This window comes from Streptococcus oralis (assembly GCF_001075875.1).
Lineage (GTDB): Bacteria > Bacillota > Bacilli > Lactobacillales > Streptococcaceae > Streptococcus > Streptococcus oralis_I.
The window spans coordinates 1-22,514 of sequence record NZ_JUOS01000080.1 but is presented as its reverse complement, the minus strand read 5'-3'; the positions used below and the strand labels follow the sequence as shown (position 1 = coordinate 22,514).

At 41.9% G+C, this 22,514-nt stretch carries 17 protein-coding genes; 14 read left to right on the top strand and 3 right to left on the bottom strand.

Going from position 1 to position 22,514, the window contains the following annotated elements:
* Positions 1–13: 13 nt before the first annotated feature.
* From ADM33_RS04810 to ADM33_RS04795, 4 genes are all read left to right on the top strand, one after another.
* Positions 14–772 (top strand): threonine/serine exporter family protein, encoded by a 759-nt coding sequence (locus ADM33_RS04810; RefSeq protein ID WP_049503411.1) that lies wholly within the window; start codon positions 14–16, stop codon positions 770–772.
* A 1-nt stretch (position 773) separates the two neighbouring features.
* Positions 774–1,223 (top strand): threonine/serine exporter family protein, encoded by a 450-nt coding sequence (locus tag ADM33_RS04805; protein ID WP_049503410.1) that lies wholly within the window; start codon positions 774–776, stop codon positions 1,221–1,223.
* A gap of 176 nt (positions 1,224–1,399) precedes the next feature.
* Positions 1,400–2,572, top strand: a complete 1,173-nt coding sequence (locus ADM33_RS04800; RefSeq protein ID WP_049503409.1) for a hydroxymethylglutaryl-CoA synthase — start codon at positions 1,400–1,402, stop codon at positions 2,570–2,572.
* The gene (locus tag ADM33_RS04795) at positions 2,572–3,846 is read left to right on the top strand and encodes a hydroxymethylglutaryl-CoA reductase, degradative (RefSeq protein WP_049503408.1); all 1,275 of its coding nucleotides are present in this window, start codon (positions 2,572–2,574) and stop codon (positions 3,844–3,846) included. Before ADM33_RS04800 ends, ADM33_RS04795 begins: the two co-directional genes overlap by 1 nt.
* A 151-nt stretch (positions 3,847–3,997) precedes the next feature.
* On the opposite strand, the gene ADM33_RS04790 is transcribed toward ADM33_RS04795, so the two are convergent.
* Positions 3,998–4,963 (bottom strand): LacI family DNA-binding transcriptional regulator, encoded by a 966-nt coding sequence (locus ADM33_RS04790; protein WP_045763181.1) that lies wholly within the window; start codon positions 4,961–4,963, stop codon positions 3,998–4,000.
* Positions 4,944–6,398 carry a sucrose-6-phosphate hydrolase gene (locus tag ADM33_RS04785; protein WP_049503407.1) on the bottom strand — a complete coding sequence of 485 codons (1,455 nt, stop codon included), beginning with the start codon at positions 6,396–6,398 and terminating at the stop codon, positions 4,944–4,946. The genes ADM33_RS04790 and ADM33_RS04785 overlap by 20 nt, the downstream gene beginning before the upstream one ends.
* A gap of 362 nt (positions 6,399–6,760) precedes the next feature.
* Here ADM33_RS04785 and ADM33_RS04780 point away from each other — a divergent pair, with 362 nt between their 5' ends.
* On the top strand, positions 6,761–8,644 hold the full coding sequence (locus tag ADM33_RS04780; protein ID WP_049503406.1) for a sucrose-specific PTS transporter subunit IIBC: 1,884 nt from the start codon (positions 6,761–6,763) through the stop codon (positions 8,642–8,644).
* A 307-nt stretch (positions 8,645–8,951) separates the two neighbouring features.
* Positions 8,952–9,839: a fructokinase ScrK gene (gene scrK, locus ADM33_RS04775; RefSeq protein WP_049503405.1), complete on the top strand. Its 888-nt coding sequence runs from the start codon at positions 8,952–8,954 to the stop codon at positions 9,837–9,839.
* Between the two features lie 40 nt (positions 9,840–9,879).
* On the opposite strand, the gene ADM33_RS04770 is transcribed toward scrK, so the two are convergent.
* On the bottom strand, positions 9,880–11,070 hold the full coding sequence (locus tag ADM33_RS04770; RefSeq protein WP_049503404.1) for a cation diffusion facilitator family transporter: 1,191 nt from the start codon (positions 11,068–11,070) through the stop codon (positions 9,880–9,882).
* A 269-nt stretch (positions 11,071–11,339) separates the two neighbouring features.
* Between ADM33_RS04770 and ADM33_RS04765 the strand changes: the two genes are divergently transcribed.
* The 8 genes from ADM33_RS04765 to ADM33_RS04730 all read left to right on the top strand — a co-directional run bounded on the left by ADM33_RS04765 (position 11,340) and on the right by ADM33_RS04730 (position 22,350).
* A complete protein-coding gene (locus tag ADM33_RS04765; RefSeq protein WP_049503403.1) occupies positions 11,340–14,024 on the top strand; it encodes a cation-translocating P-type ATPase in 2,685 nt (894 codons plus the stop codon).
* 108 nt (positions 14,025–14,132) lie between these two features.
* Positions 14,133–14,543 carry a peptide deformylase gene (locus ADM33_RS04760; protein ID WP_049503494.1) on the top strand — a complete coding sequence of 137 codons (411 nt, stop codon included), beginning with the start codon at positions 14,133–14,135 and terminating at the stop codon, positions 14,541–14,543.
* Positions 14,544–14,588: 45 nt separating this feature from the next.
* Positions 14,589–15,311, top strand: coding sequence for a peroxide stress protein YaaA (yaaA, locus tag ADM33_RS04755; protein ID WP_049503402.1), 723 nt, complete (start codon positions 14,589–14,591; stop codon positions 15,309–15,311).
* 140 nt (positions 15,312–15,451) lie between these two features.
* Positions 15,452–16,738, top strand: coding sequence for a homoserine dehydrogenase (locus ADM33_RS04750; RefSeq protein ID WP_049503401.1), 1,287 nt, complete (start codon positions 15,452–15,454; stop codon positions 16,736–16,738).
* 1 nt (position 16,739) lies between these two features.
* Positions 16,740–17,609 carry a homoserine kinase gene (thrB, locus tag ADM33_RS04745; RefSeq protein ID WP_049503400.1) on the top strand — a complete coding sequence of 290 codons (870 nt, stop codon included), beginning with the start codon at positions 16,740–16,742 and terminating at the stop codon, positions 17,607–17,609.
* A gap of 277 nt (positions 17,610–17,886) precedes the next feature.
* Positions 17,887–18,825: a peptide-methionine (R)-S-oxide reductase MsrB gene (gene msrB, locus ADM33_RS04740; protein ID WP_049503399.1), complete on the top strand. Its 939-nt coding sequence runs from the start codon at positions 17,887–17,889 to the stop codon at positions 18,823–18,825.
* Positions 18,826–18,875: 50 nt separating this feature from the next.
* Positions 18,876–20,600: an ABC transporter ATP-binding protein gene (locus ADM33_RS04735; protein WP_049503398.1), complete on the top strand. Its 1,725-nt coding sequence runs from the start codon at positions 18,876–18,878 to the stop codon at positions 20,598–20,600.
* Between the two features lies 1 nt (position 20,601).
* The gene (locus ADM33_RS04730) at positions 20,602–22,350 is read left to right on the top strand and encodes an ABC transporter ATP-binding protein (RefSeq protein ID WP_049503397.1); all 1,749 of its coding nucleotides are present in this window, start codon (positions 20,602–20,604) and stop codon (positions 22,348–22,350) included.
* The last annotated feature ends 164 nt before the right edge of the window (positions 22,351–22,514 follow it).

The following is a 22,514-nucleotide window of genomic DNA, read 5'->3' as shown; positions in this document are numbered from 1 at the left end:
GAAGGAGGAAAACATGGACGAAGTCAAACAACTGAATGCAGTGATCGATGTCATTATGCTAGCAGGAACGATACTGCTTCGAAATGGATCTGAGATTTATCGTGTTGAAGATACCATGATTCGGATTGCTCATTCACAGGGCATTATGGATTGTAATGTTTTAGCCATGCCTGCCGCCATTTTTTTCTCCATTGAAAATACAAATATCTCTCGCATGAAGCGAGTGACCTCCTCTGCTTATAATATTGAGAAGGTATGTGATGTCAACCAGATTTCACGGCAGCTTGTATCAGGACAGCTGGATCTGGATACAGCCTTTATCCAACTAAAGGAATTGAATGCCAAGGCACCTCCCTACACCAATATTCAACTAACTGCTGCAGCGACTCTCAGTGCTCCTTTCTTTTCAATCATGTTCGGTGGGAATGTCTACGATGCCATCGGAGCAGGAGTGGCGACCTTGTTTGCTTTTACTTTCTCTCTCTACGTAGAGAAGTTTATTCGTATTCCTTTTATGACAGCTTTTGCAGGTGCTCTTGTCTTCGGTTTGATTGCACAATTTTGGGCGCGCTATTCTGGTTTGCCGTCGACAGCTGATCTGGTGATTGCGGGTGCGGTTATGCCTTTTGTACCTGGAATTGCCCTGACTAATGCTGTTCGAGATATTATGACCAATCACATTAACTCTGGTATGAGCAAGATGTTTGAATCCTTGCTGATTACCCTTGCCTTAGGGGCTGGAACATCAGTTGCCCTCGTACTCATGAACTAATATGACACTAACAACATTTTTATTGCAAGCTCTGGCAAGTTTGCTTGCCATTATTACCTTTTTAATCGTTTTAAATGTCCAGCGTTCCATGCTGATACCTGGTGGAGTTTTGGGAATGTCTATCTGGCTACTCTATCTGATACTCAAGGAGCCGACTAACGTCATTTTAGCAACCTTTATTGCTGCTGTGATTGGTTCTTGTGTCAGCCAAATTATGAGTATCCTCTATAAGACACCAGCAGTTGTTTTTGCTCTGGCAATATTGGCGCCACTAGTGCCAGGTTATCTGTCCTATCGAACGACTTCCTTCTTCGTTACAGGTGACTACGGCCATGCCATTTCTAGTGCCATGCTAGTTATGATGTTGGCCCTTGTTATCTCTATTGGAATGGCCAGTGGGACAGTTTTGTTGAAATTGTATCATTATCTCAAAAAGAATCGAGCTAGCTAAGACTCGATTTTTTATAGCCCTAAAGTTCTGTTTGTTGGCTCAGTCTAAAAATGAAATAAGGTTTTTAAAATGAACTTGATTTGGTGAATCAAGTCTTTTTTAGCTCATTTGACCTCAATTGTGATAAAATAGAGGTGAACGATTTTTTACAATGAATGATAAAAATAGAGGTAAATATGACAATCGGTATTGATAAGATTGGTTTTGCGACCAGTCAATACGTTTTGAAATTACAAGATTTAGCAGAAACCCGAGGAATTGATCCTGAAAAATTGAGTAAAGGACTCCTTTTAAAAGAATTGAGTATTGCTCCTTTGACAGAGGATATTGTTACCTTGGCTGCCAGTGCAGGAAATTCTATCCTGACTGAAGAAGATAAGCAAGAGATTGATATGGTTATCGTAGCGACAGAGTCTGGGATTGACCAGAGTAAAGCTGCAGCTGTCTTTGTACACGGTTTATTAGGAATCCAACCATTTGCTCGTAGTTTTGAAATCAAGGAAGCTTGCTATGGTGCAACTGCGGCTCTTCACTATGCTAAGTTACATGTAGAAAATTCTCCTAAATCAAAGGTTTTGGTGCTGGCTAGTGATATTGCAAGATATGGTGTCGAAACTCCTGGAGAACCAACTCAAGGTGCAGGCTGTGTTGCTATGTTGATTAGCCAAAACCCACGTGTTATGGTATTCAACAACGATAACGTTGCGCAGACTCGTGATATTATGGACTTTTGGCGTCCAAATTATTCAACGACACCATTTGTAAATGGGGTTTACTCAACACAGCAGTATCTTGATAGCTTGAAAACGACTTGGGAAGAGTACCAAAAGCGTTATGACTGTAACTTGGAGGATTTTGAAGCTGTATGTTTCCACTTGCCATATCCGAAGCTAGCTCTCAAAGGATTGAAAAAAATCCTAGACAAATCCTTGCCTCAAGAGAAGAAGGACTTGCTTCAAAAGCACTTTGATGAATCTATTATTTATAGCCAAAAAGTTGGAAATATCTATACAGGTTCACTCTTCTTAGGTCTCTTGTCTCTTCTTGAAAATTCTGATAGCCTAAAAGCTGGGGATAAGATTGCCCTCTATAGCTATGGAAGTGGTGCTGTATCTGAGTTCTTTAGTGTGGAATTGGTTGAAGGTTTTGAAAAGCAATTGCGGAAAAATCGCTTAGACTTGCTAGATCAACGTCAAGCTTTGAGTGTTGCTGACTATGAACGAATCTTCTTTGAGGAAGCCAACTTAGATGAGTCTGGATCTGCAACGATGTCAGGTTATGAAGGGCAAGACTATGCCCTTGTTGAGATTGTAGACCACCAACGTCGCTACAGCAAGGTTGAAAAATAATGAAAAAAAATTGGAATGGATTTGCTAAAAAATCAATTCAAGAGCGCCTAGAGTTCGTTAAGTCTCAGGCGCTTACTACTATTGAATCCCAAGAAAGTCTTGAGCAAAATGAGAATCTCAGTCTAGCAGTTGCGGACCAACTGAGTGAAAATGTGGTAGGAACCTTCTCACTTCCATACTCAATCGTTCCAGAAGTTCTGGTGAATGGTCAAGAATACACAGTTCCCTATGTGACCGAAGAACCATCTGTAGTTGCTGCAGCTAGTTTTGCCAGCAAAATTATCAAGCGTGCTGGAGGTTTTACTGCTCAGGTTCACCAACGTCAAATGATCGGTCAAGTGGCTCTCTATCAAGTCCCAGATAGTGACCAAGCTCGTCAGGCTATTCTGAGTCAAAAGTCGGAACTGATGGAACTGGCAAATCAAGCCTATCCCTCTATTGTCAAACGTGGTGGTGGAGCGAGAGAGCTAACAGTTGAAAAAATTTCTGGTGAGGCTGACTTTTTAGTAGTTTATCTCCATGTCGATACTCAGGAAGCCATGGGAGCTAATATGCTCAATACCATGCTTGAAGCTTTAAAACCAAGTCTAGAGGCTCTCAGTCAAGGGCAAAGTTTAATGGGGATCCTATCCAACTATGCCACAGATTCTCTAGTAACTGCAACTTGTCGCATCGCCTTTCGTTATTTGAGTCGCCAGAAGGATGAAGCGCGTGAACTAGCAGAAAAAATAGCTTTAGCCAGCCAGTTTGCTCAGGCAGATCCTTATCGAGCAGCGACTCACAACAAGGGAATTTTTAATGGGATTGATGCTCTCTTGATTGCTACTGGAAATGATTGGCGCGCTATTGAAGCAGGGGCGCATGCCTATGCGAGCCACGAGGGTAGCTATAAAGGACTCAGTCGTTGGAGGATAGATTTGGAAAACGAAGAGCTTATTGGAGAGATGACCATGCCGATGCCAGTTGCCACCAAGGGTGGATCTATTGGTCTCAATCCTCGAGTCGTACTCAGTCATGAGTTGCTAGGTCATCCATCTGCCAAAGAATTGGCTCAAATTATCGTGTCAATTGGTCTTGCACAGAATTTTGCGGCCCTTAAAGCTCTTGTTAGTACAGGGATTCAGCATGGACACATGAAACTTCAGGCAAAATCGTTAGCACTTTTAGCAGGTGCGACTGAGGCAGAAGTACCTAAGCTAGTAGAAAACTTGATTGCTGAAAAAACCTTTAATTTAGAAAAAGCGCAAACGCTATTGAAACATTTAAGATCATAAGAAAAACTCAGACGAATCTAGTCTGAGTTTTTTTGTTTATACTCAATGAAAATCAAAGAACAAACTAGGAAGTTAACCGCAGGCTGTTCAAAACACTGTTTTGAGGTTGCAGATGGAAGCTGACGTGGTTTGAAGAGATTTTCGAAGAGTATTAAATACTTTTACCTGGTAAGAGACTAACTGGTAAGAAATAACCGGTTGTAGCAACTTCTTTTCCTTCGATTTTTTGAAGGAGTAAATCAACTGTCAGGCGAGCAATTTCTTCCAAAGGTTGTTTAATGGTAGTAAGGTGAGGATAGAAATTCTCGATAAAATAAGTTCCATCATAACCAATAACCTTAAGTTGTTCTGGAACAGAGATACCAAGTTCCTGAGCAATCTTCATTACCAAGATGGCAGTCAAATCATCCGATGCGAAAATAGCATCTGGTTTTTGTTTGGTCAGGATACTTTTGATTTCCATTTCCTTGCGGAGGGGTGAAAAGTCACTGGAAATATTGATAATGGGAGCTTTTGGGAAGATAGAAGCAAAGCCTGCATGGCGAAGTCCAGTTGGTGAATTGGAGTTGTCATTACCTGTAATCATAATGACAGACTTAGCTCCAGTTTTCTCTAAAGTTTGAGCTGCAAGGACTCCACCAGCATAGTTATCAGAAGAAACGACAGGAATGTCTGGTGATAGGTTACGGTCAAAAGAAATAATTGGAGCCGTTACGCGATTGTAGTCTTCAATCCCTAAGTTATGGCTACCAGAGATAATGCCGTCCACTTGGTTGGCTTCTAGCATTTCAAGATATTCACGTTCTTTTTCCGAATCGTGCTCACTGTTACAGATGATTGTCTTGTAGCCTTTTTTGAAGAGTTCGTGTTCCAATTTGTCAATCAATTCAGCATAGAAAACATGGCTGATTTTTGGGAAAATCAAACCGATTAACTTGGCTGACTTCCCTTGGAGGCTACGAGCAAGGTTGTTAGGTTTATAGCCTAACTCTCGCATGGCCTCATTGACTTTTTGAATGGTTTTTTCAGACAGATAACCTTTTTTATTGATGACACGTGAAACGGTAGTAGGGCTGACGCCAGCCAATTTTGCGACATCAGTTAGTTTTGCGACCATATTCTAATTCGTAGTATGTTCCAGTTGGGTTTCCAGATTTAATGAGGATTTCATTTTGATCTTCATGTGGGAAGACACGACCAGAAAATACTTTTTCTCCTTTATTAATGAAAATTTCAAAGACTGAATTATCGATGAAGATATTTACAGTAGTAGCTTGGTTGTCGATTGAACATGAGCGAGTAGTTCCAAATTCTTGAGCATATTGCTCACCTGCTTGACTGCGGTCAACAGTAACTTGAGCATTGACAAGGTCGAAATTGATGGAGAGTCCCTTACCTTCTTTATCAGCAAGAAGGATGATTTCACTTTGGCTATTAGCCTCTAAGTTCAGTTCAAGTTCGTAGGTGTTTTTAGTTTCAGAACGATTTGAAAATTCCTCTTCTGAAGCACGGAGTTCCTTGATAGCAGATACAGGATACTGATAGAGTTTGCCATCTTTAATAGTTAATTCTTTGACCAATGAGAAAGTTCCTTGGTGATCGAAGCGATCAGATGGATAAGAAACATCTGGTAAACCAAGCCAACTAACAGCAAGAGCGCGTCCATCAGGGGCATTGAAGGCTTGAGTGGCATAGGCTTCGAAACCATAGTCTAGATTGTGTAGTTCAGAAACATCTACCATACGAGCATTTTCAGGATCAAAGGAAGCACCGATTTTATACATATTTGGATAGATGTTGTCATAGTCAAGAACCTTTTTATCCAAACCTTGTGGGCAGTAGAGAAGGACAGGCTGTTCTCCAACAAAGACGAGGTTCGGGCACTCCATCATATAGGCAGTACGGTCATTGTTGAAGTCCAAATCACCAACTTCTTGCCAGTTTGTATAATCGTTATCGACCGCTTTGTAGAGACGGACAAAACCTTTTTTCTCCAAGTCTTGACCACCAACGATAGCGTAGTATTGTCCTTTAAAGTTGAAAATCTGTGGATCGCGGAAGTGGTCAGTAGCATCAGCAGGTTGATCAATCAAAACTTTGTCAATTTTTTCAATCTTACCGTCCTTATCCATCAAGGCACCAATCTGATAAGGGTGGCGAACCCAATTTTCATCACGGACATTTCCTGTATAGAAAAGGAACAATTGATCACCAAACTGCATAGCAGATCCTGAGTAAGCGCCGTGGCTATCCAGTGGAGTATCAGGTAAGATTTTTACACCTGTTTCAGTAAAGTGCACCAAATCGTCACTCTCAAGTTGAACCCAAGATTTCAAGCCGTGGGCTGCTCCAAAGGGGAAGTTTTGGTAAAAGACAATCCACTTACCATCAAAATAAGAAAAACCGTTTGGATCGTTGAGAAGTCCTTCCTTTGGTTCAATGTGATAGCTGACATGCCATGGGGATTGCGCCATCTTTTCTTGGATTTCTTTTCTTTCTTCTTGTGTCCAATCTTCGTAACGTCTGTAACGACGTTCAGTAGTCCATTCCATTTCTATTTCCTCCATAAAATTCTACTATCTTTATAGTAAACGTTTCCTTATAAAAAAGCAAGTCTTTTACACTAAATTAACGAAAAAAATGTCAAACGTTTGACAGAATATAGAAGCACTATTTTATGGAAAATAATGAAAATATGAAAGTTTTTGAAAATTTTAAAGTAAAAACCTTGAGTTTATAGGGTGTTTATTGCTGCATTGATGAAAAAAATAGCAAAAACAATCAAAAAATAAAAAATAGCAAAATTTTTTCTGCAAAACGCTTGACATATTTTTTAAACGTGATAGAATAATATTCGTAGGGCGGATAAAATCGCTTTCAAACAAGAAAAAATTTTATAAGGAGATTTTTGCAAATGACGAATACAGAAATTGCAAAAAAAGTCATCGAAGCCTTGGGCGGACGTGAGAATGTTAACAGTGTAGCCCACTGTGCGACTCGCCTTCGTGTTATGGTTAAAGATGAAGCGAAGATTAACAAAGATGCTATTGAGAACTTGGAAAAAGTTCAAGGTGCTTTCTTTAACTCAGGTCAATACCAAATTATCTTTGGTACAGGTACAGTTAACAAGATGTACGATGAAGTCGTAGCTCTTGGCTTGCCAACATCATCTAAGGATGAGATGAAGGCAGAAGCTGCTAAACAAGGAAATTGGTTCCAACGTGCCATCCGTACTTTCGGTGACGTCTTCGTACCAATCATTCCAGTTATCGTAGCAACTGGTCTCTTCATGGGTGTTCGTGGTCTCTTGAATGCTCTTGGAATGACACTTCCAGAAGATGTGACAACTTACACTCAAATCTTGACTGACACAGCATTTATCATCTTGCCAGGTTTGGTTGTTTGGTCAACCTTCCGTGTATTCGGTGGTAACCCAGCCGTTGGTATCGTTCTTGGTATGATGCTCGTTTCAGGTTCACTTCCAAATGCCTGGGCTGTTGCTTCTGGTGGAGAAGTAACTGCTATGAACTTCTTCGGATTTATCCCAGTTGTTGGTTTGCAAGGTTCAGTTCTTCCAGCCTTCATCATCGGGGTTGTCGGAGCTAAATTTGAAAAAGCTGTTCGTAAAGTGGTTCCAGATGTACTTGATCTCTTGGTAACACCATTCGTAACACTCCTCGTAATGTCAATTCTTGGTTTGTTTGTTATCGGACCAGTCTTCCACGTTGTTGAAAACTATATCCTTCTTGGAACAAAAGCTATCCTTAACTTGCCATTTGGTCTTGGTGGTTTCTTGATTGGTGGAGTTCACCAAGTTATCGTCGTATCAGGTGTTCACCACATCTTCAACTTGCTTGAAGTTCAATTGCTTGCTGCTGACCATGTTAACCCATTCAACGCTATCATCACAGCTGCCATGACTGCTCAAGGTGCTGCAACAGTAGCCGTTGGTGTGAAAACTAAAAATCCTAAACTTAAAACACTTGCTTTCCCAGCTGCTCTTTCTGCCTTCCTAGGTATTACTGAGCCTGCTATCTTCGGGGTTAACTTGCGTTTCCGTAAACCATTCTTCCTTTCATTGATTGCTGGTGCAGTCGGTGGTGGACTTGCTTCAATCCTTGGTCTTGCCGGTACTGGTAATGGTATCACAATCATCCCTGGTACAATGCTTTACATTGGTAACGGACAACTTCCTCAATACCTTCTTATGGTAGCTGTATCATTCGCTCTTGGTTTTGCTCTTACTTACATGTTTGGTTATGAAGATGAAGCAGAAGTGGCTTCAGAAGCTACAACTGAACGTTTAGCTGACGAAGCAGTAACTGGTACTGTTGTTGCACCTAGCGAAGGTGTCATCCAAACACCAATCGTTGGTGACGTAGTTGCTCTTTCAGATGTTAATGACCCAGTCTTCTCAAGTGGAGCTATGGGACAAGGTATCGCTGTAAAACCTAGTCAGGATGTTGTTTATGCACCAGCTGATGCTGAAGTGACAATCGTATTCCCAACAGGACATGCTTATGGTTTGAAAACTGCAAACGGAGCTGAAATCTTGATCCACGTGGGTATCGACACTGTTTCAATGAACGGTGAAGGATTTGACCAAAAAGTTGCTCAAGGTGACAAGGTTAAAGCTGGAGATGTTCTTGGAACATTTGACTCAGCTAAGATTGCTGCTGCAGGTCTTGACAACACAACTATGGTTATCGTAACAAACACTGCAGACTTTGCTTCAGTAAATCCAGTTGCTTCTGGATCAGTTGCTAAGGGAGATGCAATCATCGAAGTTAAAGCTTAATACTCTTCGAAAATCAAATTCAAACTGCGTCATACTCGCTTTGCCGTATGTATGTGTTACTGACTTCGTCAGTCCTATCTACAACCTCAAAGCTGTACTTTGAGCAATCCGCAGCTCGATTCCTAGTTTGTTCTTTGATTTTCATTGAGTACACTACTTTCGATTTAATAGATCAAAAAACGAACAAATGTCATGTTTGTTCGTTTTTGATTGAATGGTAAAATTTACAGAGGAAAAACTAAAATATAGAGCAACTTTCCTTCTGGAATTATGCTATAATAAAGAAAATAAAAACTAGAGGTTTATCATGACAAAATTATATGGAAGCTTGGAAGCGGGCGGTACAAAATTTGTCTGTGCTGTCGGTGATGAAAACTTTAATATTGTAGAAAAAACACAATTCCCAACAACAACTCCTATCGAGACAATCGATAAAACTATCGAGTTTTTTTCAAAATTTGATAATCTTGCAGGACTTGCGATTGGATCATTTGGTCCAATTGATATCGACAAAAACTCAAAAACTTATGGTTTTATTACAACTACACCGAAACCTCACTGGGCCAATGTTGATTTGCTTGGTGCTCTTCGTCGCGCTCTAAACGTGCCAATGTACTTCACAACAGACGTAAACAGTTCTGCCTACGGTGAGGTAGTTGCTCGTAATAATGCTGGTGGCCGTATCGAAAACTTAGTTTACTATACAATCGGTACAGGTATCGGAGCTGGTGTTATCCAACGTGGTGAGTTTATCGGTGGTGTGGGACACCCTGAAATGGGTCATTATTATGTGGCTAGACACCCAATGGATATTGAAAAAGAATTCAACGGTGTTTGTCCATTCCACAAGGGCTGTCTGGAAGGCTATGCAGCTGGTCCAAGTTTGGAAGCTCGTACAGGTGTTCGTGGGGAAAGCATTGAACTCAACAACCCTGTTTGGGATGTTCAAGCCTACTATATCGCTCAAGCCGCTGTAAACGCAACTGTAACTTTCCGTCCAGATGTCATCGTCTTTGGTGGTGGGGTTATGGCTCAACAACATATGCTTGACCGAGTGCGTGAGAAATTTACATCTCTTCTCAATGGTTACCTACCAGTTCCAGATGTACGTGACTATATCGTAACACCAGCTGTTGCAGGTAATGGTTCGGCTACACTTGGAAACTTCGTTCTTGCTAAGAGCGTTGCAAAATAAACATGAAAAATGAGGACGGGAATTATCCCGGCCTCATTTTTTAGTCTTTTTCTATCTTTGTTTCCTGATGGAAAATATTTTGCCAAGTTTCATGTCGGCGCCAGATGCTTGTGTGGATGGTATCACCAATCTGATATCGGATCAGTTTTGTTTTCTGACTGATCGAGGTTAGATGAAGCTCTTTAATGGTAGATGTCAGTTCTTTTTCGGACTTATAGGCATCCTTGTCTAGTTCTTGTCCGTCCTGGCGGATATAAATAAAGTCTTCTGCAAGTAACTCTTCCAGTTGATTTCCTTGGTCAATCAGTTGCTCTCTCATGAGCAATTTTTTATAGACATTATCTAGGATTTCATCCTCAGGGATTGGTGCTGGTTCGATATGAATGTCTGTATCAAAGACACCAAAGCGTTCGGATAACATGGATTCAACCTGATCCGCAATTTCGTGACTTTCAAAAACAGAGAGATCTGGGTTCATCTCGAGAGTAATGTCCAGATAGATATTACTTCCGTAAGTACGACCGCGTTGTGATTTGACTTTGCTAATCTTAGGAATTTCCGTGATAGCCTTTTGATAATCTTCCAACAAATGTTCATCAAAACCATCTGAAAGACTGAAAGACGACTCGATAAAGATATCATAAGCAGTTTTAAGAATAAAGAAAGTAATGATAATAGCGACCAACTTATCCACGATTGGATAGTTGAAGCTACTAGCCAGGATAGCAATAGAAGTTCCAAGAGATGTCACGGCATCTGATAAATTGTCCTTGGCAGCTGCCTTGAGGGCCTTGGACTTGGACTGTTTGCTCAGATGGGTATTGTAGAGATAAACGGCAAACATGATGATGGCAGAGATGACTCCCAGAGTCGCCCCAAGTGGGTCAATGACCGTTTGCTCTCGGCTGAGTATTTTTTGGATGGTATCACGTAGAACATCAAAGCCAACGTAAAACATGATGATGGAAGTGATGAGACTTGCCAAGTCCTCGATTTTCCAGTGACCGAAGCGATGATCTCTATCTGCCGGTTGGCGAGCCAAACGAATCCCGATGAGGAGAGCTACGTTTCCAACGATATCTGAAACGTTGTTAAAACCATCAGCCACCAAACTGGATGAATGGAGGAGGTGTCCGGTCGCTAGCTTAGCTGCAGACAAGAATAGATAGGTCAAGATGCTTATAATAGCACCTCGTTCAGCTAATTTTAAGTTTGAAACCGATTGATTCATCTAACTTCCCTTCTAGCATTTTAGTATTCTTTCATTATACTGGTTTTCCAAGGAAAATTCAAATGGAGGAAGTAAGTTAATAGACCCCACCCCTTGAAAACTTTTGAAATTCTGATATAATAGAACTACTCAAGGGAGTAGCTGGCGGTTAACCGCGATAGTGTCGTCATTACGAATTATTTCCGGCACTATATTAAACAGCGAGACTTGTTTTTTAAAAAAACAGGTCTCTTTTTTTGTAAAAAGAGGCCAAAAAGGAGGAGACTGTTTTGTCAAAAGAACAAAATAAAGACTTGTTTTACACACAAACCTCAGAAGAAGTCCTAAAGAACTTGGACTCATCGATCGAAGGTTTGTCAACGGCTCAAGCTCAAGAACGCTTAGCGACTTATGGTCGTAATGAGTTGGAAGAGGGCGAGAAACGTAGCCTACTAGCTAAATTCCTTGATCAATTTAAGGATTTGATGATTATCATCTTGCTTGCGGCAGCGGCACTTTCTGTGATTACAGAAGGAATGGACGGTCTAACGGATGCCATTATCATCTTGGCCGTTGTTGTCTTGAATGCTGCCTTTGGAGTTTACCAAGAAGGGCAAGCAGAAGCAGCCATTGAAGCTCTTAAAAATATGTCTAGCCCGATGGCTCGTGTTCGTCGTGATGGTCATGTTATTGAGATTGACTCAAAAGAATTGGTACCTGGTGACATCGTCTTGCTTGAAGCGGGAGATGTCGTGCCTGCAGATATGCGTTTGTTTGAAGCAGCTTCTCTTAAAATCGAAGAAGCAGCTCTTACAGGGGAGTCTGTGCCAGTTGAAAAAGATGTGACAGGACTTGTTGAAGCAGATGCTGGTATCGGGGATCGTGTTAACATGGGTTACCAAAACTCAAACGTAACATACGGTCGTGGTATTGGTGTCGTGACCAACACTGGTATGTACACAGAAGTTGGTAAGATTGCGGACATGTTGGCTAATGCTGACGAGACAGAAACACCGTTGAAGCAAAGCTTGGAACAATTATCTAAGGCCTTGACTTACTTGATTGTTGTGATTGCCGTTATTACTTTCTTGGTTGGTGTCTTTGTTCGTGGTGAACATCCATTAGAAGGCTTGATGGTTGCGGTTGCTCTTGCGGTTGCTGCGATTCCAGAAGGTCTCCCTGCCATTGTAACCATCGTTCTATCATTGGGAACTACAACTCTTGCAAAACGGAATTCAATCGTCCGTAAATTGCCAGCTGTTGAGACTCTAGGTTCAACAGAAATCATCGCGTCTGATAAAACAGGTACTTTGACTATGAACCAAATGACGGTTGAAAAAGTTTATACCAACGGTCAATTGCAAAGCTCAGCTGCTGAAATTGCGGCTAGCAACAGTACCCTCCGTATCATGAACTTTGCCAATGACACCAAGGTGGATCCATCTGGTAAGTTGATTGGGGATCCAACGGAGACAGCTCTTGTACAGTTTGGTTTGGACCACAACTTTGATGTTCGTGAAGTCTTGAAGGATGAGCCACGTGTAGCTGAATTGCCATTTGACTCAGACCGTAAGCTTATGTCGACTATCCATAAGGAAGCAGATGGCTCTTACTTTATCGCTGTCAAGGGTGCCCCTGACCAATTGCTCAAGCGTGTGACTCGTATTGAGGTCAATGGGGAAGTTCGTTCAATCACAGAAGAAGATAAAAATGCTATCCTTGCAACTAACAAAGAATTGGCCAAACAAGCTCTTCGTGTCTTGATGATGGCTTATAAGACAAGCAATGAAATCCCAACCTTGGAATCTGAAATTGTTGAATCTGACCTCATCTTCTCTGGTTTGGTCGGCATGATCGACCCTGAACGTCCAGAAGCTGCAGAAGCTGTTCGTGTCGCTAAGGAAGCGGGTATCCGTCCGATTATGATCACTGGTGACCACCAAGATACAGCGGAAGCTATCGCTAAACGTCTCGGTATCATCGATCCAAATGATACAGAAGACCATGTCTTCACGGGTGCTGAGTTGAATGAACTCACGGATGAAGAATTCCAAAAAGTCTTCAAGCAATACTCTGTTTATGCGCGTGTATCGCCTGAGCACAAGGTTCGTATCGTTAAAGCTTGGCAAAATGAAGGCAAGGTTGTTGCCATGACGGGTGATGGGGTCAACGATGCGCCTTCACTTAAGACAGCTGACATCGGTATCGGTATGGGGATTACAGGTACAGAAGTTTCTAAGGGAGCTTCGGATATGGTCCTTGCTGATGATAACTTTGCAACCATTATCGTAGCGGTAGAAGAAGGACGTAAAGTCTTCTCAAATATCCAAAAATCCATCCAGTACCTCTTGTCTGCTAATATGGCTGAGGTCTTCACGATTTTCTTTGCAACCCTATTTGGTTGGGATGTGTTGCAACCAGTGCATCTTCTCTGGATCAACTTGGTAACAGATACACTACCAGCCATCGCCCTAGGTGTTGAACCAGCAGAGCCAGGTGTCATGACTCACAAACCTCGTGGCCGTAAGTCTAACTTCTTTGACGGTGGTGTCTTCGGAGCAATCATTTATCAAGGAATCTTCCAAACCATGCTAGTTCTAGGTGTTTATGGTTGGGCGATTCTCTTCCCAGAGCATCAAGTTCAATCTGAAATTCACGCAGATGCCCTTACTATGGCCTTTGCAACTCTTGGTTTGATCCAGTTGCTCCATGCCTTTAACGTTAAGTCGGTTTACCAATCTATCTTTAAAGTGGGACTCTTTACGAACAAGACCTTTAACTGGTCTATCCCAGTTGCCTTCGTCCTCTTTGTGGTGACAATTTTGGTTCCTGGATTTAATAATCTCTTCCACGTGTCACATTTGAGTTTGACTCAATGGATGGTGGTCGCTGTAGGAGCGCTTATGATTGTAGTTCTTGTTGAGATTGTTAAAGCAGTCCAACGAGCATTTGGAAAAGATAAAAACGCTATTTAAGCATTATGAAAAGTCATCTTCGGGTGGCTTTTTGTTTTAATGTAAAGATAAACTGATATAATTTTGTGCTATAATCAAGTAGAATGATATCGTATGGAGGAAAGAGTCTTGGAAAAGAAAATTGTAAAAGATATCTTGTTTTTGTCGCAGGTATCCCAGCCTGCTAGTCAGGAAGATCTACCCCTAGCAAAGGACTTGCAGGATACCCTACAGGCTAATCGAGAAATTTGTGTTGGACTAGCCGCCAATATGATTGGAGTGCAAAAGCGCGTCATTATTTTTAATATCGGCATGATTCCCATGGTTATGTTTAATCCAGTTCTTCAATCCTTTGAAGGGCCATACGAGACAGAGGAAGGATGTTTGTCTCTGACAGGTGTTAGACCGACCACTCGGTATGAACAGATTACCGTGGCTTATCGGGATACCCATTGGCAAGAGCAAACCATTAGCCTGACAGGTTTTCCAGCTCAGATTTGTCAGCATGAACTCGATCATTTAGAAGGTCGTATTATTTAGGCTCAAATCCTTGGTAGTCATAAAAAAATATGCTACACTAAGACTATGAAAATTCTAATCCCAACTGCAAAAGAAATGAATACAAATGTTCCTATTTTTGAAGCAAATCCCTTGCGTCCTGAAAGTCAGGCTGTATTGGATGCATTAGCGACATATTCTGCCCAAGAGCTGGAAAGTTTTTACAAAATTTCTGCTGAAAAAGCACAAGAGGAGTATGACCATATCCAGGCCTTGAAAGATGAAACTGCGACAAACTATCCAGCCTTGCACCTCTTTGATGGACTTATGTATCGCAAAATCAAACGGGACAATCTAACCAAGGCTGAACAAGCCTATCTGGAGAAATACCTCATGATAACGTCAGCTCTTTACGGTGTGATTCCAGCCTTTACACCGATTGCACCTCACAGACTAGACTTTTTGATGAAGCTTAAAATTGCTGGGAAAAGCCTGAAAAGTCACTGGCAATCAGCTTATGAAGAGTCGGTGAAGGGTGAAAAACTAATCTTTTCACTCTTGTCTTCGGAGTTTGAAAATGTCTTTCCAAAAGATATCCGTGAAAAAATGGTGACCTTTAAGTTTATGGAAGACAGAGATGGAAAACTTAAAGTCCACTCAACCATTTCAAAAAAAGCCCGAGGAGCCTTTTTAACAGCCCTGATGGAAAATCAAGTAACCTCGGTAGAAGAGATTAAAAAGCTCAGTTTTGCAGGTTTTACCTATCGAGACGACCTGTCTAGTGACAAGGAAATGGTCTTTGTAAAATAGATTGAAAATAGCGTCTGCTCTTGATTGAATCAGGGCAGGCTTTTTTATGATTTTGCGCTCCTATTTTTAGTTCAGAATGGTAGGAATTTTCTCACAATTTTGGTATAATAGGGCTATTAGAAAATTTCAAGGAGACAAACATGTCAGTTAAAATTGCTTTACTTGGATTTGGTACAGTAGCCAGTGGCGTACCATTCTTGCTAAAGGAAAATGGGGAAAAAATCGTTCAAGCAGCACATTCAGAAATTGAAGTAGCCAAAGTTTTGGTCAAAGACGATGAAGAGAAAGCACGCTTGCTTGAAGCAGGAAATGATTTTAATTTTGTAACAAATATTGACGAAATTTTGTCAGATAAAGACATCGCGATTGTTGTTGAGTTGATGGGACGTATCGAACCGGCAAAAACATTTATCACTCGTGCTTTAGAAGCAGGGAAACATGTCGTGACAGCCAACAAGGACCTTTTGGCTGTTCATGGTGCAGAATTGCTTGAGATTGCCAAAGCTCATAATGTTGCTCTTTATTATGAAGCAGCTGTTGCGGGAGGAATCCCAATCCTTCGTACCTTGGTTAACTCACTAGCATCAGACAAAATCACTCGTGTTCTTGGTGTTGTCAATGGAACATCTAACTTCATGATGACCAAAATGGTAGAAGAAGGCTGGTCTTATGCTGATGCCCTTGCTGAAGCGCAACGACTTGGCTTTGCTGAAAGCGACCCTACCAATGACGTTGATGGGATTGATGCAGCCTACAAGATGGTCATCCTTAGTCAGTTTGCATTTGGGATGAATGTCAAATTTGAAGATGTTGCCCATCAAGGAATCCGCAATATCACTCCAGAAGATGTGGCAGTTGCCCAAGATCTTGGGTACGTGGTTAAATTAGTAGGTTCTATCGAAGAAACACCTTCTGGAATCGCTGCCGAGGTTACTCCAACCTTCCTTCCTAAGGCTCACCCACTTGCAAGTGTCAATGGGGTCATGAATGCAGTCTTTGTGGAATCTATCGGTATCGGCGAGTCTATGTACTATGGACCAGGTGCAGGTCAAAAACCAACTGCAACAAGTGTTGTAGCTGATATTGCCCGTATCGTTCGTCGTTTGAATGATGGCACCATTGGCAAAGCCTTTAACGAATACCATCGTGACCTTGTTTTGGCTCAGCCAGAAGATGTCAAAGCCAACTACTATTTCTCAATCTTGGCTCCAGATTCAAAAGGGCAAGTCTTGAAATTGGCAGAGCTCTTTAATGCGGAAGATATTTCCTTCAAGCAAATCCTTCAAGATGGTAAGCAAGAAGGCAAGGCTCGTGTTGTCATCATCAGCCATAAGATCAACAAGGCGCAACTTGAAAATATTACATCAGCTTTGAAGGGTGTAGCTGAATTTGAACTTCTCAACACCTTCAAGGTTTTAGGAGACTAAGATGAAGATTATTGTACCTGCTACAAGTGCCAATGTGGGTCCTGGTTTTGACTCGGTTGGTGTAGCTGTAACCAAGTATCTAGAAATTCAGGTTTGTGAGGAACGTGAAGAATGGATGATTGAGCATCAACTAGGCAAATGGATTCCACGTGACGAACGTAATCTTTTGCTGAAGATTGCTTTACAAATTGTTCCAGACCTACAACCCAGACGCCTGAAAATGATCAGTGATATTCCACTTGCGCGTGGACTTGGTTCTTCTAGTTCAGTCATCGTTGCAGGAATTGAGCTGGCAAATCAATTAGGAAACCTAAAATTAACGGATCACGATAAGTTGCAATTGGCGACTAAGATTGAAGGACATCCTGATAATGTTGCACCTGCTATCTATGGAAATCTGGTCATTGCCAGCTCAGTCGAGGGTCAGGTTTCAGCAGTTGTAGCGCCTTTCCCAGAGTGTGCCTTTCTAGCCTACATTCCAAATTATGAATTGCGTACTCGAGATAGTCGTGGTGTCTTGCCTAAGAAACTCTCTTACAAGGAAGCTGTTGCGGCAAGTTCTATCGCCAATGTAGCGATTGCAGCCTTGCTGACTGGAGACATGGTCAAAGCAGGACAAGCTATTGAGAGTGATCTTTTCCATGAGCGTTACCGCCAAGATTTGGTGCGAGAATTTGCGACGATCAAGAAAGTTGCTAAGAGAAATGGTGCTTATGCGACCTACTTGTCTGGTGCTGGTCCGACTGTCATGGTCTTGGCTGAGTCTGATAAGATGCCTAAGATTAAGGCTGAGCTTGAAAAGCAACCGTTCAAAGGCAAGCTTCATGATTTGCAAGTAGATACACAAGGCGTTCGCGTCGAAGAAAAATAAATAGAACAATAGGATGGGGAAACTCTCTATTAGAGGGCTTCCTGTCCTTTTTTTGAAAATGAAACATGGGAACTGATACTCAATGAAAATCAAAGAGTAAACTAGGAAGCGAGCTGCAGGTTGCTCAAAGCACTGCTTTGAGGTTGTAGATAAGACTGACGATGTCAGTTACATATATCTACGGCAAGGCGAAGCTGGCGTGGTTTGAAGAGATTTTCGAAGAGTATGAAATGTTTCCCGTGTTTAGTGACCGATAGAAGGTCAAGGAGGATTTGAAATGGCAGAAATATATCTAGCAGGTGGTTGTTTTTGGGGCTTAGAGGAATACTTTTCCCGTATTTCTGGAGTGGTGCAAACAAGTGTTGGTTATGCCAATGGTCAGGTAGAAACCACCAATTATCAACTGATCAAAGAAACAGATCACGCAGAGACTGTGCAAGTCGTCTACGACGAAAAGGCGGTCTCGCTTCGTGAGATTTTACTCTATTATTTCCGAGTTATCGATCCACTATCTGTCAACCAACAAGGGAATGACCGTGGTCGTCAATATCGTACAGGGATTTATTACCTAGAAGAAGCTGATCTACCAACGATCAATACAGTAGTTCGCGAACAAGAACTCCTTATCGGTCGTAAAATTGCAGTGGAAGTGGAGAAGCTTCGCCACTATATCTTAGCTGAAGACTATCACCAAGACTACCTCAAAAAAAATCCTGGTGGCTATTGCCATATCGATGTGAGAGATGCTGAGAAACCACTGATAGACGCTGCTAAATACGAAAAGCCTAGTCAGGCAGTTTTACGAGAACAACTGTCTGAAGAGTCCTATAGAGTAACGCAAGAGGCAGCGACGGAAGCTCCCTTTAGCAATGCTTATGACCAAACTTTTGAGGAAGGAATTTATGTCGATATCACGACTGGTGAGCCCCTCTTCTTTGCCAAGGATAAGTTTGCCTCAGGCTGTGGTTGGCCAAGCTTTAGCCGTCCTATTTCCAAGGAACTCATTCATTACTACCAGGACTTGAGTCATGGTATGGAGCGTATCGAAGTTCGTTCACGTTCAGGAAATGCACACTTGGGACATGTCTTTACAGATGGACCACAGGAACTAGGTGGTTTACGCTATTGTATCAATTCTGCCTCTTTACGATTCATTGCTAAGGATGAAATGGAAGAGGCTGGATATGGCTATCTACTTCCATATTTGAACAAATAAAAAAGATGGTGGTTTTTCCACCTTCTTCATTTTGAAAATAGAAGGGACATATGAAACAATTACTTTCTTACTTTAAACCCTACCTCAAGGAGTCTTTTCTAGCACCTTTGTTTAAATTGCTAGAAGCTGTTTTTGAGCTCTTGGTACCCATGGTGATAGCTGGGATTGTCGACCAATCTATTCCCAAAAAAGATCAGGGTCACCTCTGGATGCAAATGGGTTTCCTCTTTGTTTTTGCGGTTATCGGCGTTTTGGTAGCCTTAGTTGCTCAGTTTTACTCAGCCAAGGCAGCAGTAGGATTTACCAAGGAGTTGACCAATGACCTTTATCGTCATATTCTTTCCTTGCCCAAGGATAGTAGAGACCGTTTAACGACTTCGAGTTTGGTGACGCGTTTGACTTCAGATACCTATCAGATTCAAACGGGAATCAATCAATTCTTGCGCTTATTTTTAAGGGCGCCTATTATTGTATTCGGTGCCATTTTTATGGCTTATCGTCTCTCGCCTGAATTGACCTTCTGGTTTTTGGTCATGGTTGCCATTTTGTCCTTTGTCATTGTCGTGTTATCACGCTTGGTCAATCCTCTTTACAGTAGCTTGAGAAAGAAAACAGACCAGCTGGTTCAGGAAACACGCCAACAGATACAAGGGATGCGCGTGATTCGTGCCTTTGGCCAAGAAAAACGAGAAATCGAGAACTTCCAAGTACTTAATCAAGTCTATACGGCTATCCAAATGAAAACAGGCTACTGGTCCAGTCTCTTGACCCCCTTGACCTATTTGATCGTCAACGGAACTTTGCTGGTGATTATCTGGAATGGCTATATTTCTATCCAGGGAGGTTGGCTCAGTCAAGGTGCCTTGATTGCCTTAATCAACTATCTCCTGCAAATCTTGGTAGAGTTGATAAAACTAGCCATGCTCATTAATTCACTCAACCAGTCTTATATTTCTGCCAAGCGGATTAAAGAAGTCTTTGCAGAAAAGCCTGAGGATATACTGGCAGAAATTGCTCAAAAAGAAACTTCCTCGAACCAGTCCTTACGAGTCAAACACATGAGCTTTACCTACCCAGATGCTGCTCAACCATCCTTGCGAAATCTTTCTTTTACTATGCAACAAGGACAAATTCTTGGGATCATCGGGGGAACTGGTTCTGGTAAGTCAAGTTTGGTACAGGTCCTACTTGGCCTCTATCCGGCAGATAAGGGAAGCATTTCCCTTTATCGAGATGGACGTAGTCCTCGCAATCTTTCTGAATGGCGGTCCTGGATGGCTTATGTCCCTCAAAAAGTTGAACTCTTTAAGGGAAGCATTCGTTCCAACTTGACTTTGGGTATGGAAGACCCTATCTCTGACCAAGAACTCTGGCAGGCTTTGGAAATTGCCCAGGCCAAGGATTTTGTCAGTGATAAGGAAGGTCAGCTGGACGCAGAGGTTCAAGCAGGTGGTCGTAATTTCTCAGGTGGGCAAAAGCAACGTTTATCGATTGCCCGGGCAGTCTTGCGCCGAGCACCATTTCTCATCTTGGATGATGCGACTTCGGCTCTTGATACCATTACTGAGTCCAATCTTCTGAAGGCTGTTCAAGATAACCTACCTGACACTAGCTTGATTTTGATTTCCCAACGAACTTCTACTTTGAAGATTGCTGATCAAATTCTTCTTTTAGAGAAAGGGGAGCAATTAGCACTTGGAAATCATGAGGAATTGATGGAGACTAGTCAAGTCTATCGTGAAATCAATGCGTCTCAACATGGAAAGGAGGATTAGAATGAAAGGCAAACATGCAAGTCAACCCCTTAAACGATTGGCAAAAGATTTAGCTGGTCATCCCATTCTTCTTTTCCTAGCTTTTTTGGGAACCATTGCTCAGGTAGCCCTATCAATCTATCTACCAATCTTGATAGGACAGGTGATTGACCAAGTTCTAGTCGATAGTTCATCCCAGCTATTTTGGCAGATTTTCCTCCAGATGATTTTGGTGGTCATTGGGAATACGCTGGTACAATGGGCCAATCCTCTCCTCTATAATCGAGTGATTTTTTCCTATACCAGAGATTTGCGCGAAAAAATCATTGAAAAGCTCCATCGTCTTCCGATTGCCCTTGTAGATAGACAAGGTAGTGGGGAAATGGTCAGCCGTGTAACGACAGATATCGAGCAGTTGGCAGCGGGTCTGAATATGATTTTCAACCAATTTTTCATCGGAGTTCTGATGATTTTGGTCAGTATCCTTGCTATGCTTCAAATTCATCTTTTGATGACTTTATTAGTTCTGCTCTTAACACCTCTGTCTATGGTCATTTCACGCTTTATTGCCAAGAGATCCTACCATCTCTTTCAAAAACAGACCGAGTCTAGGGGGATTCAAACCCAGTTGATTGAAGAATCGCTCACCCAACAGACCATTATCCAGTCTTTTAATGCTCAAGAAGAATTCATCGATAGACTCCATGAGGCAAACGATACTTATGCAGGATATTCTCAGTCGGCCATCTTTTATTCATCAACAGTCAATCCTTCGACTCGTTTCGTCAATGCCCTCATTTATGCCCTACTAGCTGGCGTTGGTGCCTTCCGTATCATGGCGGGTTCCACTTTAACAGTTGGACGTTTAGTGACCTTTTTAAACTATGTGCAGCAGTACACTAAGCCTTTTAATGATATTTCATCGGTCTTAGCCGAGTTGCAGAGTGCATTGGCTTGTGCAGAACGTGTTTATACTGTTTTAGAAAGCCCTGAGATTACAGAAACTGGCCTTAAAGAATTGAACAGCGACCAAGACAGTGGAGCTATTTCCTTTAAACATGTTTCCTTTGGTTACAATCCTGAAAAAATCTTAATCAAGGACTTGTCTATTGACATTTCAGCTGGCAGTAAGGTTGCCATCGTTGGACCAACGGGTGCTGGGAAATCCACCCTCATCAATCTCCTCATGCGTTTTTATCCGATTAACTCTGGAGATATTTTGCTAGATGGTCATTCGATTTATGACTATACTCGAGCTTCTCTTCGACAGCAGTTTGGAATGGTGCTTCAAGAAACTTGGCTCAAGCAAGGAAGCATTCATGACAATATTGCCTTTGGCAATCCTGATGCTAGCCGAGAGCAGGTCATTGTGGCAGCCAAGGCAGCTAACGCAGACTTCTTTATCCAACAGTTGCCACATGGTTATGATACCAAGCTTGAAAATGCAGGTGAATCCTTGTCTGTAGGTCAGGCTCAGCTCTTAACCATTGCCCGTGTCTTTCTAGCCATTCCTAAGATTCTTATCTTAGATGAAGCGACTTCATCCATCGATACTCGGACAGAGGTCTTGGTTCAGGATGCCTTTGCCAAACTCATGAAGGGACGGACAAGCTTCATCATCGCCCATCGTTTGTCTACCATTCAAGATGCTGATTTGATTCTTGTCTTGGTGGATGGAGATATTGTCGAGTATGGCAATCATCAGGAACTCATGGCGAGAAAAGGCAAATATTATCAAATGCAAGAAGCAGCTGCTTTTAGCCCAGAATAGACTTTTAATCGTTTATAAAGCAAATAAGCAAATACAGAATAAAAGTTGCCTTCGGGTGACTTTTTTGTTACAATAGCTAGAAAAATTATCTAGTATGAAAGCTAATACTCAATGAAAATCAAAGAGCAAACTAGGAAACTAGCCGCAGGTTGCTCAAAGCACTG

Bases quoted from the DNA above. Each gene is read 5' to 3' on its own strand.
- ADM33_RS04805 (WP_049503410.1), top strand. From the start codon at position 774: ATGACACTAACAACATTTTTATTGCAAGCTCTGGCAAGTTTGCTTGCC.
- ADM33_RS04750 (WP_049503401.1), top strand. From the start codon at position 15,452: ATGTCAGTTAAAATTGCTTTACTTGGATTTGGTACAGTAGCCAGTGGC.
- ADM33_RS04780 (WP_049503406.1), top strand. From the start codon at position 6,761: ATGACGAATACAGAAATTGCAAAAAAAGTCATCGAAGCCTTGGGCGGA.
- thrB (WP_049503400.1), top strand. From the start codon at position 16,740: ATGAAGATTATTGTACCTGCTACAAGTGCCAATGTGGGTCCTGGTTTT.
- ADM33_RS04770 (WP_049503404.1), bottom strand. From the start codon at position 11,070: ATGAATCAATCGGTTTCAAACTTAAAATTAGCTGAACGAGGTGCTATT.
- scrK (WP_049503405.1), top strand. From the start codon at position 8,952: ATGACAAAATTATATGGAAGCTTGGAAGCGGGCGGTACAAAATTTGTC.
- ADM33_RS04800 (WP_049503409.1), top strand. From the start codon at position 1,400: ATGACAATCGGTATTGATAAGATTGGTTTTGCGACCAGTCAATACGTT.
- yaaA (WP_049503402.1), top strand. From the start codon at position 14,589: ATGAAAATTCTAATCCCAACTGCAAAAGAAATGAATACAAATGTTCCT.
- ADM33_RS04785 (WP_049503407.1), bottom strand. From the start codon at position 6,398: ATGGAATGGACTACTGAACGTCGTTACAGACGTTACGAAGATTGGACA.
- msrB (WP_049503399.1), top strand. From the start codon at position 17,887: ATGGCAGAAATATATCTAGCAGGTGGTTGTTTTTGGGGCTTAGAGGAA.
- ADM33_RS04795 (WP_049503408.1), top strand. From the start codon at position 2,572: ATGAAAAAAAATTGGAATGGATTTGCTAAAAAATCAATTCAAGAGCGC.
- ADM33_RS04810 (WP_049503411.1), top strand. From the start codon at position 14: ATGGACGAAGTCAAACAACTGAATGCAGTGATCGATGTCATTATGCTA.
- ADM33_RS04790 (WP_045763181.1), bottom strand. From the start codon at position 4,963: ATGGTCGCAAAACTAACTGATGTCGCAAAATTGGCTGGCGTCAGCCCT.
- ADM33_RS04730 (WP_049503397.1), top strand. From the start codon at position 20,602: ATGAAAGGCAAACATGCAAGTCAACCCCTTAAACGATTGGCAAAAGAT.
- ADM33_RS04735 (WP_049503398.1), top strand. From the start codon at position 18,876: ATGAAACAATTACTTTCTTACTTTAAACCCTACCTCAAGGAGTCTTTT.